Raw genomic sequence first — 14,234 nt, forward strand, 5'->3', positions numbered from 1 at the left:
ATTTTTCTATAAAAATACAAAAAATACTATGCGTTCATATAAAATTTAAAAAGTTAAATTAACCCACAATCAGTGCAAAAGAACTATTTCATTATTTAGAATAGTCCATGTGAAATACATTTTTGTCCATTTATTCCCTTCCATTAACCTACTAACTTTACGTTAATCCTACTATAATCCGAACAACATGAGCAATCTTACAACTTATTTTATGTATGCCACTATATTAAGCTTACCTATTATAGTAACTCAAAATACAACTTCAATGGATGCCTTATACCAAAAGCAGAGCAATTTCGATTTCAAAACAACGGAACGCAACCTGAAAAAAGAACTGGAATTACAAGATATTGTCATTTTTTCAGCAACTGACCATTCCAAAAACGCTTCAGATGTTACTATCAACATGAAACCATCTAAAGTATTTATCATTGGTAATGCAAAAGCTGGAACACCGTTAATGTTGGAAGATCCGCTTATAGCGATTGAACTTCCGTTAAAAATACTATTAGTTGAAGACGACCAAAAAAAGGTTTGGGTGTGTTACAAAAATTTAGAACCACTTAAAAATACCTATACTATCCCAAAATCAGCGGAGCAATTAACTTTAATTGACACCAAAATGCATCGCATTATTGACAAGATCTGTAAATAAGAAACGACTACCACTCAACACCGTTTTCAATAAGCAGTCTGAAAAAAATTGTACTGACTTTATCATTCCGGATCATTTTTTTGGTATACTTGTAGTAAAATTCCTTACTACAATAAAGGTTGGCAGAAATTCTAATCAACAAGAACAAAATGATACTACAGTTAAGAACGTTATGTCTTTTCAGTTTACTTTTCTCGAGTGTTTTATGTCATGGACAAACAAAATCACTTGCTGAGGAACCCATTAATTTAGAAAACTTTAATTTTAATACAAAAATCGAAGTTCTTGTTCCTGAGAAATACAGGGATGAAAGGGATACCGATTACGAATCTTACCAGTTTTCGTCTCGAAATGGTTCCCCAAATTCCTTTACAAAAAACACCATCTTTATAGACGAAAACAATCCTGAAAAGGGAATTGTCAGAACTGAGTTTTACCAAACGGTTTCCTCTAACAGGAATACAGTTGCCGTATTTAAAAACCAAACCTTTAATCGCGTCAGTTTTGCGCTTGATCAGAATAATCAGATTTATGTTGTTTGTGCGGCTGCGATGATCGTAACCGAAAAAGAGCAAAAAGACTTCATTAAAAAACTGAAGGTCAACTATGGTCAGTACAAAAAGTACAAGGGAAAATCGGCAAGCAATTATTTTGTCTATGAATGGCAAACAAAAGACAGGATCATACGCTATTCGTCTGTATTTGTCGATGGAAATGATATAATCGAAAAACACCTAGTCGATGAAGAGCATCCTGAAATGGTACCCGAAAAAAAATCCCGTTTTGAAGGCTATTTTTATCTTATTAAAAAACAAAAAATTAAGGATACTAAGAATCTGGAAATGTCCGATTTCGATTTTATCCATTACTAAAAACTGCTGCTAAAGGTGGTTTTACACTGTTATTCCTAAATTACTCCACTTCAAAATCCTTAGATTTTCGAACTTGCCGTTCCATAATGGTTCCAAGCCGGCAGAAACATCCGCTTTAAACACAATTATATTCAAACTACTAACCCAGATTTCAATGTTGTTTTGAAAACATAAAACGTGTTTTTACAAAATAATGCGGCTGTTTCATTTTTGTCTTATTATGCCGCCTACTCTCCTTTTCACACACAAACAACTGATTTACAATATTATAAATCAAAACCCAAAGCAACTCCTTTAATTTAAAATGTTAAAAAAAAGTTAAATCAATGTACTATGCAATACAAGATACCATTCTTTAGCCATATATTTGTATAAGAAAATAATAGCTAATCAATAGTATTATAGAAACGAGAATCAATCATCAATCAAAAAACAATAGTATTATGAACACAACAACTAACGAAAAGAACACTGCGACAATCATGCATCTAAGTACTTTAAGTCAGTATTTTATTCCATTCGGGAATTATTTCTTCCCGATATTAATCTGGGCTTTTAAAAAAGACAAATCGGATTTTGTGGATTACAACGGAAAACAAACCCTTAATTTTCAGTTAAGCATGTTGTTATACTCTCTAATCCTATTATTAGTATCGGTGCCGATATTGCTGTATACGATTTTTAAAAACATTTCATTCAACAATTTTGACGGTAGCGACCTGATTATCCGCGAAATGTCGACAGCCAATATTTCAGGAATCGTAATTGTAGCCGCAATTGCCGCACTGTTATTCTGCTTTTTAAAAGTAATGGAATTTTTCCTGGTTATTTATGCCGCGGTAAAAAGCAGTAACGGACAAAAATACCATTATCCATTAAGTATCAACTTTTTAAGATAAAAAAATCAATCATCAATCACATCATCAATCATCAATCAAAAAATGAACAGTTTAATCTCAAAAAAGAAATTCTATGAACATTGAGAACACTAAAGCTCAGATGCGCAAAGGAATTCTGGAATTCTGCATCCTCTCCGTGATCAAGGAAAAAGATGCGTATACATCCGAAATTCTGGACACCCTAAAAAACGCAAAACTACTCGTTGTGGAAGGCACCGTATACCCTTTGTTGACCCGGTTAAAAAACGACGGATTATTAAATTACCGTTGGGAAGAATCGACCTCCGGGCCACCGAGAAAATACTACAGCCTAACCGAAGAAGGACACGAATTTTTAAAAGAATTAAATAGTACCTGGACAGAACTATCTGATGCAGTAACCATTATAACCAGCCAAAACCAATAGCCATGAACAAAACAGTAAGTATAAATTTAGGAGGTTTTTTCTTTCATATAGATGAAGACGCCTTTCAGAAATTGAACCGATACTTCGATGCAATCAAGCGCTCCTTATCCCCTGATGGCCGGGACGAAATCATGAATGACATCGAAAGTAGAATTGCAGAACTTTTGTCGGAGAAACTTTCGAGCGACAAACAAGTAGTAAGTCTAAACGAGATCGATCAGGTTATCGCCGTAATGGGTCAACCGGAAGATTACCGACTGGAAGACGACACCGATACTCCGAAACAGACTTATACCACCCATTCATCCAACGGTTCCAAAAAACTATACCGTGACAAAGAAAAAGGAATGCTGGGTGGTGTAGCGGCCGGTTTTGGACACTATATCGGACTGGATCCGCTTTGGTTACGAATCATTCTGATCTTATTAACATTGGCCGGATTCGGAGCCGGAATTGTAGCCTATATCATTTTATGGATTCTGGTTCCGGAGGCAAAATCTACGGCAGAAAAGCTGGAAATGACCGGAGAAGCGATTACGATATCGAATATCGAAAAGAAGGTTCGTGAAGGCTTTGGGGAAATCACCGACAAGATCAACAATCTTGATCATCAAAAAATAGCCGATGAAGCCAAAAGCGGTGCTACAAAAGTAGCCACAACTATAGAGGATGTTTTTCTGGTAATTTTTAAAGTCTTTGCTAAAGTAATCGGCGCTATAATCGTGATCTTTTCCTTAATGGGATTAATCGGAATCGTGGTAACCTCCTTTATGATGATCTTTACCGCAGCCATACCAAACTCTCCTTTCTTTGACTTTATGAATGCGTTTAACTACACCGATATGCCGATGTGGCTATTGGGTCTGCTAACGTTTTTAAGCGTTGGAATTCCGTTGTTCTTTTTCTTCCTTTTGGGACTCAAAATTCTGGTAAACAACCTGCGTTCTATCGGGAATGTAGCGAAATTCACCTTATTGGGAATCTGGATTATTTCATTGATCATGTTGATCTATTTAGGAATCCGTCAGGCGACAGAAGTTGGTTTTGAAGGCAAAGTAGTCGAAAAAAAGAATATCGATTTAACCGTTAACGACACCTTACATATCAAGATGCGTTTTAACGATTATTTCTCCAAAACGGCCGATAGTGATACGGAATTCCGATTTGCACAGGATTCGGCACAAAACGAGGTAATTTATTCCAACAATATTGAAGTACATATACTAAGAACGTCGGAAGCACCTTATGTTCAAATCGAAAAAGTAGCCGGAGGACATTCGTTATCCGATGCGCGCAAAAGAGCAGAAAAAATCAAATATAACTTTGAAATTAAAAACCATACCTTATTCTTAGACAACTATTTACTGACCGGTATCGCAAATAAATACCGTAACCAAAAAGTTAGAGTATACCTATATCTTCCGGAAGGCCTTATTATTCATCCGGGTGAAAATGTAGACGATTATCTGGAAAACAATTATTCGAATTATTACCTGCAAGGTGGTAATGATCAATACCACTACCGTGTTGAAAAAGAAGAATTAAAATGTCTGGACTGCCCAATAGATGAAAATGAAGAGTGGAATGAAGATGACGCCGACAGCACTAGCACCACAACCGTAACCATTAACGGGCAAGGCGTTCAGATTAAAGAAAATTCTAAAAAAGAAATCACCAAAAGTGTTGAAGGTGTTGAATTGCGAAAAGATAAAATCATTATCAACACCAAATAAATGAATTGCGGTAAAGTCGGCCGATTTGAAAGTCGGCTTTACCGTTTCAAAAAAAAGCATCAACCAATTCTCAAAAAACGAATATTATGATCAAACTAGCTGTTCATTTTGCAAAAATAGTGATTGCCACAGCGGCTGCATTACTATTCGGTTCCTGTAATAACATCAACATGCCTAACTTTCAAAAAGTTGACGGTGACGGTCATGTAACCACTCAAACGCGAAATATCGCCTCAAACTTCACCTCTATTTCAGCTTCCCGCGGATTAGAAATCGTTCTGGTACAAGCTCCGGAAACCAAAGTAACCGTTAAAGCCGATAGTAATTTACAAGGCCATATCAAAACGGAAGTAGTTGAAGGCGAATTGCAAATTACGTCCGATGTCAATATCCGAAATGCGGAATCGAAAACCGTATATGTAGCACTTCCCAAACTGGATTCTTTTCAGGCGTCAAGCGGCGTAAGTGTGAGCAGTACCAATATGTTACGCAACAACACCATTGCTTTTTCATCCAGTAGTGGTAGTAATATCACTGTAAAAGTAAGCGCCGAAACCGTTAGTTGTGAAAGCAGCAGTGGTAGCGAAATAAAAATTACCGGAGAAGCAAACCGTCTGGAAACGGATTCTTCCAGTGGAAGTAGCATCGTTGCACGCGATCTTACGGTAAAAGATGCGACCGCAGATGCTTCAAGCGGAAGCAGTATTGTACTCAATGCTACGCAAAGTCTTACTGCCGAAGCAAGCAGTGGCAGTTCGGTTTCCTATATTGGAAGTCCAAGCCTTCTAAAAAAGAAAGTCTCATCCGGTGGCAGTGTGTCACCTTATTAATAAATCGGAAGCATCGCAATCGCGGTGCTTTTTTTTAGGATTAATTTAAGGTAATCAACCGCGAAAATAGCCGGTGCGCAGTTATTTTTTACCTAAATTTGCGTTTCAAATTCAAATAGTTCATGAAAAAAACGATTTTATTATTTGCCCTATTACTCACAGCAACGCTTACATTTGCTCAGAAAAAAGAAAAACTAAAAGGTTCTAAAATTGTAACCGTTACCCAGAAAGATGTTGAAAAATTTGAAAACCTGGAATTTGAAGATAATCTTGAAGTATTCCTGGTAAAAGGAGACAAACAGGCTCTGGAAATTGAAGCCGATGACAACCTTCACGAATCCATCAAAGCCGAAATGTACGGCAGTACCCTACGCGTTTACACCGATAAAGACATTTCGAATGCTAAAAAACTAAGCGTTCGTGTTACCTATACCAACGATTTAAAAATGATTTCGGCCAAAAACGAAACCAAACTAAACGCCTTAGCCGATTTACAACTGGATAACATCACAGTGAAGAATTTCGATTATTCGAAGTCCTTTTTAAATGTAAAATCATCGTCTTTTACAATTCTGCTAAATGATAAAAGTAAAGCCGAATTAAATGTAAAAGCCGAATTTGCCGCTTTTGAATTGAGTAAAAATGCCGATTTAAAGGTTTTAGTTGCTACCGCAGAGTCCAAAATTGACTTGTATCAGAAATCCACAGCTACTATCGAAGGGGATTCCGGTATTTCTAAAATCCGATTGGATAATAACGCGACTTTAAACGCTAAGAAATTTTCGGTAACCGATATGGAACTGATCACCGAATCGTATACCACGTGTACGGTAAATGCGCTTAAAACGATTAGCATCTTTGCCACCGGAAAATCCGAAATCCAGTTATTCGGAGCACCAAAAGTCGACATGAAGAATTTTGCCGATAACGCGACCTTATATAAGAAACAACAATAAATAAAAAAGCTCCTCTGACGAGGAGCTTTTTTTATATCGAAAAGTGAGCGTTGCTTACTCTTTTGAAGCCAAATATCTTTCGGCATCCAAGGCTGCCATACATCCGGTTCCCGCAGCTGTAATCGCCTGACGGTATACATGATCGGCTGCATCACCGGCTACAAAAACACCCGGTACATTGGTTTTAGAAGTTCCCGGTTCGTTGATGATATATCCGGTTTCATCCAGTTTGATATACTCTTTAAAAATATCGGTATTCGGTTGGTGTCCAATCGCTACGAAGAATCCGGTAACCGGAATTTCTTTTAGCTCTCCGGTAGTTCTGTTTTTCACGCGTACTGCCGTAACCACCTGTCCGTCGCCAATTACCTCATCGGTTTCGGTATTTAACAGGATTTCGATGTTTTCGGTTTTACGAACACGATCTTCCATGATACGGGATGCACGGAATTTTTCGCTACGTACTAACATTGTCACTTTACGACACAATTTAGACAAGTAGTGTGCTTCTTCACAGGCACTATCACCGGCTCCTACGATAATCACATCCTGATTGCGGTAGAAAAATCCGTCACAAACGGCACAAGCCGAAACACCACCTCCTAATTGCAGGTATTTTTGTTCGGATGGCAATCCTAAATATTTAGCAGAAGCACCGGTACTGATAATTACCGTCTCACAATGGATTTCTTTTGTATCGTTGATCCAAACTTTATGTACCGGTCCGGAAAAGTCCACTTTTGTAGCCCATCCGTCTCTAACATCGGTACCAAAACGTTTGGCTTGGTCCTGTAACTGCACCATCATTTCCGGTCCGGTTACACCATCCGGATAACCCGGAAAGTTTTCCACTTCGTTTGTTGTTGTTAATTGTCCGCCCGGTTGTGTTCCCTGGTATAGCACCGGATTCATGTTTGCTCTGGCTGCATAGATCGCCGCGGTATATCCGGCAGGTCCCGAACCAATAATCAAACATTTTACTTTTTCAATGGTATCTGACATAATCTGTTTTTATTTTTTTAGCGATAGCAAATGTAAGCCTTAATTAAAAAAGATGTATACAAAATGGATTAGTTTTAACTATGCTAAAATAAATATGATTTATTTTTCAAAAACGTTTTGCATTTTAAAATTAAGTTCTATATTTGCACCCACAATAACAGACCGCACGGGGTGTAGCGTAGCCCGGTCATCGCGCCTGGTTTGGGACCAGGAGGTCGCAGGTTCGAATCCTGCCACCCCGACAGAAAGCTCTAACGAAAGTTAGGGCTTTTTTTGTTTTATACTTCTATATCTAAAGCAAAATGAAAAAAAATAAAACAATTATCTTTTTGTTACTTGTTTTAATAAGTTTTGGTTCATGTGAAAATGCAACTGAACAAAAATTGTTGAAAATTAGAAATACAACAAAATTTAACGAAAGTAAACAGAAAGTCGGATTCAACAATAATATAAAAAGAGAGTTTACCAAAGAAGGTATTGAATACGGTGTAATCACATTAGAAAATTCAGAAAAAGTAAAATTTTGGTTTCAAACTCATCACATGTGTGAAGACGAAATTGGCGGAACTCTTTTTGAATTACCTAATGGAAAATTAAAATTTATAGAAGGATATTTTTGTTGCGAAGTTCAACTTCCCAAAAATGGAAAGTTTAAAAACTCTCAAGAGTTAATGGCAGAAATGGAAAAGGTTGATGGAATTCATCCGTAGAAAAAACCGAATACATAAGATTAGTTAAGCACAATATCACTCCATTTTTTATTAAAAACTTCCACAATTGAACTCTATTGATTTTTAAAACATTAGCAACCACAGACTACACCTTTCTTTTTTTCGGAACCGGATATAGCTTTTCCTTAATTTCAGAAATTTCTTCTTTAAGTTTTTTATTGGCATTTTGTATTAATTCATTCTGAACTTTCATTATACTCAAAAGGTCATGCATAGCATCAAGGTTTTCGAGTTGAAAAAAAATAATTCTTTCAAGATCTGCTTTTGTATATCGTGTACTCATAACTATATTTTTTTGAGTGAATGACAATACAAATGTAAAACAAAATTACATTTATGTAAAACGTATTTACATTTTAGTATTTCTATAATGAAATATATACTTTCACTAGTGTATAACTGCCCTACATTCACTATTTTTGATTTGTGAGTGAAAGAATCAACAAAATAAAAGAAGTTTTAGTTCGTAAAGGTGTTAGTCAAAAGGAACTCGCTGCTCAACTGGAAAAGAATGAGCATACGGTTTCAAATTGGTGTATCAATAAATCGCAACCTCATCTTAAAGACCTCTATAAAATCGCAATCTTTTTAGACGTAGACATTTGCGACCTTTTGATTTCAAATAAAGATAAGTAACAGACTTTTACTAAAAAGGCTAATAGTGCTAACAACGTAGCACAAAACTAAACGTGCTACTTTAAATTTTACTTATCTTTAAAACCTAATCCTCAAAACCACTTTGAAAAAGATTCTAATCCTTATCGCGCTTTTGTTTTTCGGTTTTGGCTTTAGTCAAAATAACACTATTGAAAACAACCCGACATTTGTTTTCCCGGAGATCCATGATTTTGTAAATGATTATGACGATATCTTATCCCTTTCGCAGGAAGTAATTCTTAAAGCCTATGCAAAAGAAATAGAAAAGCAAAATAATATTGGGATTGTAATCGTAACCGTTCCTTCCATTTCACCGTATACCGACATCTATGATTACTCATTAGACCTCGCTAAACAGACAACATTTGGTTGTATTGTCATTGTCGTTTGCAAAAATATGCGCGCCCTTCAGATACAAAACTGTGATGCCATAGTATCCAAACTGACCGATGAAGAAACGAAATCAATAATTGATCATCATGTTATACCCGAATTTAAAAAGGGGAATTATTTTATCGGATTGGAAAATGGAATTCGTGAAATAAAGAAAGAATTACAATAACTTCCTCTGAAACGTTTTACCATATCAATCATCAACAGAATCTACTGGTTCAAAATCACTCTTCTGTTTATTTTTTCAGCAATTTGCCTTTGCTATGCTACGAAATTATTCACTGATACTTTAAACAAAAACAATTAAATGAAAAGAATCCTTTTTTTATTATTGTCAATCTTAACTATATCTTGTAACGACACCAAGTCTACAAAAATTAGTAATACCCAAAAAACAGATACAGTATCTAAAAACAATTCCATTTCAGAAAAACAAGAAATAGAAATCGATAGTACTAAAATAATTGAGGTTGGTTATCATGACAATTATGAAAAATTGCCAAAATTAACTTTTGACACCATTACCGAAAAAGAATTTTTATCACTCGGATCCAAAAAATATATTCAAACTTTTAAACCTAAACAAAAAGGTGATTTTTTTTATATCCAAACCGCTTTAAAGAAACATACGTTTAAAAAATATAACGATTATGGTGGAGAAGAAAGTTGGAACGGTTACGAACATCTAGGTTACTATCCTGATTTTAAACTTTTTGCAATTACACAAAATTCAACTTCTGATTATATGGGTTTTGGACAGCTGATTTTATTGGATAGCACGAATGACTACAAGTACACTATTATTTCGTTTGGAGATGGTAGTGTCGAATTACCTATCCCTTCTATTAACAATAAGTATTTTGTTTACTTCTACAATTCTGTTTACGAACATAAAAATTCTGACATTGGGATTTTGAAAATTAATGACAAATCAAATCCTAAAAAATATATGACTGAATACGCAAGCTACAATTCTAAAGACTTTGCCATTGAAAAAATTATATGGAAAACGGACAATAGTTTTTTTGTAAAAGGCTATGAAGAGGTTTATGAAAATGACAAATGGGTAAAAAAATATAAGTATTACAAAACAGAATTTCAATAAAAACACCCGCTAGGTATGTTTGGCTACAACCGAAAAAAATACTTTAGCCCGAAAAAGAATCCGATCCCTGTTAACGTATCCAAGGATCAATCGGTTGGATTATAAAAACAGCATTCATCCTATAGCTCGCTATTTTAAAATTGTAGCATTTAAATAATGCAACCAATTTTCTTTATAACTATTCCCAATAGGGATTTCAACAGCATTTATTTCAACACCATTTTTAGAATAGGCTGTTAGCTTTTTGGCATGAATGATAAATGAACGATGAATTCGAACAAAATTTGAATCCAATAATTTTTCGAAAACAGAAATATTTTGCTTGACATGATGCGATTTTCCATTTTCAAGATGAATTGTGATATAATCCTTCCGACTTTCAACAAATACAATCTCATCAAATACGATTCTGATGTTTTTACTTCCACTGACTACAAAAATATGGTTTTCTAAAGTCGTTTCTTGCTTTTTTACAGGAGTTTGTAATTGCTTGAATTTCTCAATCGAAACAAAAAAACGGTCGAACGTTATCGGTTTTAAAAGATAGTCAATGACATTCAGTTCGTATCCTTCTATAGCATATTCTCTGTATGCTGTCGTAAAAATTACTTTCGGTAGATTTTTGAGTTTTTTTAGGAAATCATTTCCTTTTAACAATGGCATTTCGATGTCCAGAAAAATCAGATCCACGGTATTTGTTTCCAAAAAAGTATAGGCTTTCAGTGCATTTTCGAAAGAATTGATCAATTCAAAATTTTCAAAATTCATTAAATGAGAAGCAATAAGTTCTCTCGCCAAAGGTTCGTCGTCAACGACAATGCATTTGTATCCCATTTAAAAAGAATAACTATTTTTAATTTTATAAAATCTAATATACTATTTTTTTTAAATCGAATCAGACCAATAGATAAAGTTGAACGCTATAGCTGTTGGTTGTTTCTTCAATATGTAGTTGATGTTTATTGGGATATAATAAATTCAGTTGTTTTCGAATATTTTCCAAGCCGATTTTAGATTTGTCCGAAATGCTTTCGAAGTCCTCTTGGGATTTAGTGTTTTTAATGCTAAAAAAAATCTGCTCCTTTTTACTCACTAAATCCATTCTGATTACCGCTTTTTTAGTCTCATTTATGACACCGTGTTTAAACGCATTTTCGATAAATGTTAGCAGTATTAAAGGCGAAATTTTATTGCTTTCCTGAATTTCTTTGTGGAAAGAAATCGCTAATCTGTTTTCGCTGTAGCGCAATTTTTCCAACGAAATATAATTTTCAATCATGGCAATTTCCTTTTCGATCGAAACATAGCCCTCGTTACAGCGGTATAATACAAAGTCTAAAATTTCCGATAATTTTTCAATTACCTCGGGTGCTTTATCATCCTTCTTTAAGGTTAAAACGTATAAATTATTTAACGTATTGAAAAGAAAATGTGGGTTCAGCTGATTCTTTAACATCTTTAATTCCATTGATTTTTTCTCCTCTTCTACTCTTAGAAGACGTTGTTGTTTTCTGTTAAAACTGATAAATCCCATAATAATAATCGGATAGGTTATAAAGTAAAACTCTCCGATTATCAATTTTAAAGACGTTAATCTTTCCGGAATTGTCATTTTATGTCCAGGCCAATCATCGAAAAATCCAGGGAATTTAGGTTCGAGATAATAATACTTAAAAGTGATTAAAATGGCAAAAACAACATATAGCCAACCTAAAGTCAAAGCTGTAAAAAGCAGGTATTTCTTTTTATTAAGCGTTTGAGGAATGATCCAATAGATCAATCCATAACCGGCCGCGGCCTGTGCTAAAATTTTCCAACTGTATACAAAAGTATAATCATAAGTACTAACCTCTTGTTTTTTGTTTGAGATGTAAAATAATAAAAAGAAAAGCCAAAAAGAGACATGAAGCAAGACTCTTTTTGTGTCGATGTTTTTTAGCCAATTCATATGATATTTTCTAGAGAGCAAGGTACTAAAACAGTAACATTCTATCCGATGATAGGGATGAATAATATGATTTTGACACCAAAAAACACCTTTTAGCCCACGAATATAATTTTGTTCGGCAATCCATCTATTCGGATGCTACAACAATGTTTTTGAAGGCTCCAAAAATCAAGGTCAGTTACATCATTTATGTTTGCTTAAAAATAGCAACCATAAACGCTACATAAAATGAAAAATACTGTCAGAATCACATTTTTTTTATTTCTAGTTGCTTCGAATTTGTTTTCGCAGGAAAGCAAACAAGAAATAACTTTTAGTAAAACCTCAAAATTAATCCGACCAACTTTATTTGCTGATTTAGGTGAAACTTGTCAGACGCCAGATGGGATGGCTTTGGATAAAAAAGGAAATTTATATTTGGCCATTACAAATCCAATAACTTTTGAAAAACATGGCAGTAAAATCCTAACTTTTGATAAGGATGATAAACCTGTAATTTGGTTTGATAACCTACCGCTTCATCCGATAACTAAAAAAGTGCATCCGATGGGAATGGAGTTCGGACCCGATGGAAATCTTTATCTAATGGACAATCAGTTTTTTGCTGGGAAAGAGAACTTTTCGAGATTAATCAGAGTTCTGGTTCAAAATGGAAAGCCCGTTAAAGCAGAAGTTTTAGTGGAAGGTTTCAATTTTGGGGAAGCCGTACGTTGGTGGAAAAACAGGGTTTATATTACGGATGCTTTATTTGAAAACAGAAGAGAAAGTGGTATTTATAGTTTTTCTTTAACGGAATTGAATCAAAAAAATATTGTTTTGAATGCTTCCAATAAAAAGGACTTTTTGATAAGCACTTTTACCTTAAAAGCAGAAATTACCAAAAATTCAATCGGTATTGATGGGATCGCTTTCGATAAAAAAGGAAATTTATATGCGGGAAATTTTGGAGATGGTGTAATTACTAAAATGGAGTTTTTTAAAACCGGAAAATTAAAATCGAAAAAAGTTGTTTTTGATTCGGATGCGATACGATGCTGTGATGGTTTTTTCTATGATGAAAAAAGAAATTCTATATTCATTGCGAATTATGATAACAATAGTGTTTATCAATTGAATTTGACGACCAATAGCATTTCTTTAATTTGGGAAAATGAAAATGCGGATGGTTCAGACGGTCTACTTGACAACCCTTGTGAGACTATTGTTTACAAAGGAAAATTACTGGTTGTAAATTATGATACGTTTAAAGGAATAAAAAACACCGAAATAGATAGTTTTCATACTATTTCGAGTTTTGAATTGTAAATTTTCGAATTACTTAAAAATCGGGGGCGGAAAATCCGAAACACGGAGCATTGCTACATAAGACAAAAACGCTAACTTTCGTTAGCGCTTTTTTATTTTTCTCCAAATTACAGTTCTAATTTCAATAATTATACGATCTTCGTGTTTCCCCAAACATTGAATCTCAAAATAGTAGCTGATATACCAAACGTATCTTTAAAAATGAAAGAACGTAATAAATACCTATTTACCTCTAAAAGGCTTGGTTTTAGAAACTGGGATATCAATGACATTGACAAAATGCACGAAATAAATTCTGATGAAAAAGTAATGCAATTTTTCCCAAGTCTTCCATCCAAAGAGCAAACAGCTGAATTTATTGCGCGAATGATGCATCAGTTTCAGAATAAAGGTTTTTGCTATTTCGCAGTTAACAAACTTGAAAACAATGAATTTATCGGCTTTATAGGACTTGCAGAACAAACGTACCAAGCAGACTTCACTCCTTGTGTTGATATTGGCTGGCGAATAAAAAGCAGTGAATGGAACAAAGGCTTTGCCACCGAAGGAGCAAAAAGGTGTCTTGATTATGCCATAAATGACCTAAAGCTTGAAAACATTTTTTCAATCGCACCTAAAGTCAATGTAAAATCGGAACACATTATGGTAAAAATCGGGCTTATAAAACAATATGAATTTGAGCATTCTTTACTAACAAACAATGATCAACTAAGAACTTGTGTATTATACAAAACAACCTAAT

The 14,234-nt window shown here is 34.6% G+C and carries 17 protein-coding genes and 1 tRNA gene; 14 read left to right on the forward strand and 4 right to left on the reverse strand.

What is annotated here, in order from left to right; translation table 11 throughout:
* Positions 1-187: 187 nt before the first annotated feature.
* The 7 genes from AAFN64_RS14075 to AAFN64_RS14105 all read left to right on the forward strand — a co-directional run bounded on the left by AAFN64_RS14075 (position 188) and on the right by AAFN64_RS14105 (position 6,351).
* Positions 188-655: a DUF302 domain-containing protein gene (locus tag AAFN64_RS14075; RefSeq protein WP_347760899.1), complete on the forward strand. Its 468-nt coding sequence runs from the start codon at positions 188-190 to the stop codon at positions 653-655.
* A 149-nt stretch (positions 656-804) separates the two neighbouring features.
* Positions 805-1,527 carry a hypothetical protein gene (locus tag AAFN64_RS14080; RefSeq protein ID WP_347760900.1) on the forward strand — a complete coding sequence of 241 codons (723 nt, stop codon included), beginning with the start codon at positions 805-807 and terminating at the stop codon, positions 1,525-1,527.
* A gap of 443 nt (positions 1,528-1,970) precedes the next feature.
* Positions 1,971-2,426 carry a DUF4870 domain-containing protein gene (locus AAFN64_RS14085; RefSeq protein WP_347760901.1) on the forward strand — a complete coding sequence of 152 codons (456 nt, stop codon included), beginning with the start codon at positions 1,971-1,973 and terminating at the stop codon, positions 2,424-2,426.
* A gap of 73 nt (positions 2,427-2,499) precedes the next feature.
* The gene (locus tag AAFN64_RS14090; RefSeq protein ID WP_136403340.1) at positions 2,500-2,832 is read left to right on the forward strand and encodes a PadR family transcriptional regulator; all 333 of its coding nucleotides are present in this window, start codon (positions 2,500-2,502) and stop codon (positions 2,830-2,832) included.
* A gap of 2 nt (positions 2,833-2,834) precedes the next feature.
* The gene (locus AAFN64_RS14095; RefSeq protein ID WP_347760903.1) at positions 2,835-4,565 is read left to right on the forward strand and encodes a PspC domain-containing protein; all 1,731 of its coding nucleotides are present in this window, start codon (positions 2,835-2,837) and stop codon (positions 4,563-4,565) included.
* A gap of 86 nt (positions 4,566-4,651) precedes the next feature.
* Positions 4,652-5,395, forward strand: coding sequence for a head GIN domain-containing protein (locus AAFN64_RS14100; protein WP_347760905.1), 744 nt, complete (start codon positions 4,652-4,654; stop codon positions 5,393-5,395).
* 122 nt (positions 5,396-5,517) lie between these two features.
* The gene (locus AAFN64_RS14105; RefSeq protein ID WP_300488299.1) at positions 5,518-6,351 is read left to right on the forward strand and encodes a DUF2807 domain-containing protein; all 834 of its coding nucleotides are present in this window, start codon (positions 5,518-5,520) and stop codon (positions 6,349-6,351) included.
* A gap of 54 nt (positions 6,352-6,405) precedes the next feature.
* Here AAFN64_RS14105 and trxB read toward each other — a convergent pair whose 3' ends face one another.
* Positions 6,406-7,353 carry a thioredoxin-disulfide reductase gene (gene trxB / locus AAFN64_RS14110; RefSeq protein ID WP_347760907.1) on the reverse strand — a complete coding sequence of 316 codons (948 nt, stop codon included), beginning with the start codon at positions 7,351-7,353 and terminating at the stop codon, positions 6,406-6,408.
* A gap of 167 nt (positions 7,354-7,520) precedes the next feature.
* Between trxB and AAFN64_RS14115 the strand changes: the two genes are divergently transcribed.
* Positions 7,521-7,595 (forward strand) — tRNA-Pro (locus AAFN64_RS14115).
* Positions 7,596-7,655: 60 nt separating this feature from the next.
* A complete protein-coding gene (locus tag AAFN64_RS14120) occupies positions 7,656-8,063 on the forward strand; it encodes a hypothetical protein (protein WP_300488413.1) in 408 nt (135 codons plus the stop codon).
* Positions 8,064-8,169: 106 nt separating this feature from the next.
* Here AAFN64_RS14120 and AAFN64_RS14125 read toward each other — a convergent pair whose 3' ends face one another.
* Positions 8,170-8,367 carry a hypothetical protein gene (locus AAFN64_RS14125; RefSeq protein ID WP_347760908.1) on the reverse strand — a complete coding sequence of 66 codons (198 nt, stop codon included), beginning with the start codon at positions 8,365-8,367 and terminating at the stop codon, positions 8,170-8,172.
* Positions 8,368-8,510: 143 nt separating this feature from the next.
* Between AAFN64_RS14125 and AAFN64_RS14130 the strand changes: the two genes are divergently transcribed.
* The 3 genes from AAFN64_RS14130 (at position 8,511) to AAFN64_RS14140 (ending at position 10,239) form a co-directional block, all read left to right on the forward strand.
* Complete coding sequence (locus tag AAFN64_RS14130; protein WP_300488408.1) at positions 8,511-8,720, forward strand: helix-turn-helix transcriptional regulator; 210 nt, start codon at positions 8,511-8,513, stop codon at positions 8,718-8,720.
* A 103-nt stretch (positions 8,721-8,823) separates the two neighbouring features.
* Positions 8,824-9,303: a TPM domain-containing protein gene (locus tag AAFN64_RS14135; RefSeq protein WP_347760909.1), complete on the forward strand. Its 480-nt coding sequence runs from the start codon at positions 8,824-8,826 to the stop codon at positions 9,301-9,303.
* Between the two features lie 138 nt (positions 9,304-9,441).
* Positions 9,442-10,239 (forward strand): hypothetical protein, encoded by a 798-nt coding sequence (locus AAFN64_RS14140; protein ID WP_347760910.1) that lies wholly within the window; start codon positions 9,442-9,444, stop codon positions 10,237-10,239.
* 129 nt (positions 10,240-10,368) lie between these two features.
* Here AAFN64_RS14140 and AAFN64_RS14145 read toward each other — a convergent pair whose 3' ends face one another.
* Together AAFN64_RS14145 and AAFN64_RS14150 are read right to left on the reverse strand one after the other, a co-directional pair.
* Positions 10,369-11,073: a response regulator transcription factor gene (locus tag AAFN64_RS14145; RefSeq protein ID WP_347760912.1), complete on the reverse strand. Its 705-nt coding sequence runs from the start codon at positions 11,071-11,073 to the stop codon at positions 10,369-10,371.
* A 61-nt stretch (positions 11,074-11,134) separates the two neighbouring features.
* Positions 11,135-12,187: a sensor histidine kinase gene (locus AAFN64_RS14150; protein WP_347760914.1), complete on the reverse strand. Its 1,053-nt coding sequence runs from the start codon at positions 12,185-12,187 to the stop codon at positions 11,135-11,137.
* A 228-nt stretch (positions 12,188-12,415) separates the two neighbouring features.
* Between AAFN64_RS14150 and AAFN64_RS14155 the strand changes: the two genes are divergently transcribed.
* Positions 12,416-13,492 (forward strand): hypothetical protein, encoded by a 1,077-nt coding sequence (locus AAFN64_RS14155; protein WP_347760915.1) that lies wholly within the window; start codon positions 12,416-12,418, stop codon positions 13,490-13,492.
* Between the two features lie 201 nt (positions 13,493-13,693).
* Positions 13,694-14,233, forward strand: coding sequence for a GNAT family N-acetyltransferase (locus AAFN64_RS14160; protein WP_347760916.1), 540 nt, complete (start codon positions 13,694-13,696; stop codon positions 14,231-14,233).
* Position 14,234 lies beyond the last annotated feature (1 nt).

It is taken from the genome of Flavobacterium sp. CAU 1735 (assembly GCF_039888695.1).
Lineage (GTDB): Bacteria > Bacteroidota > Bacteroidia > Flavobacteriales > Flavobacteriaceae > Flavobacterium.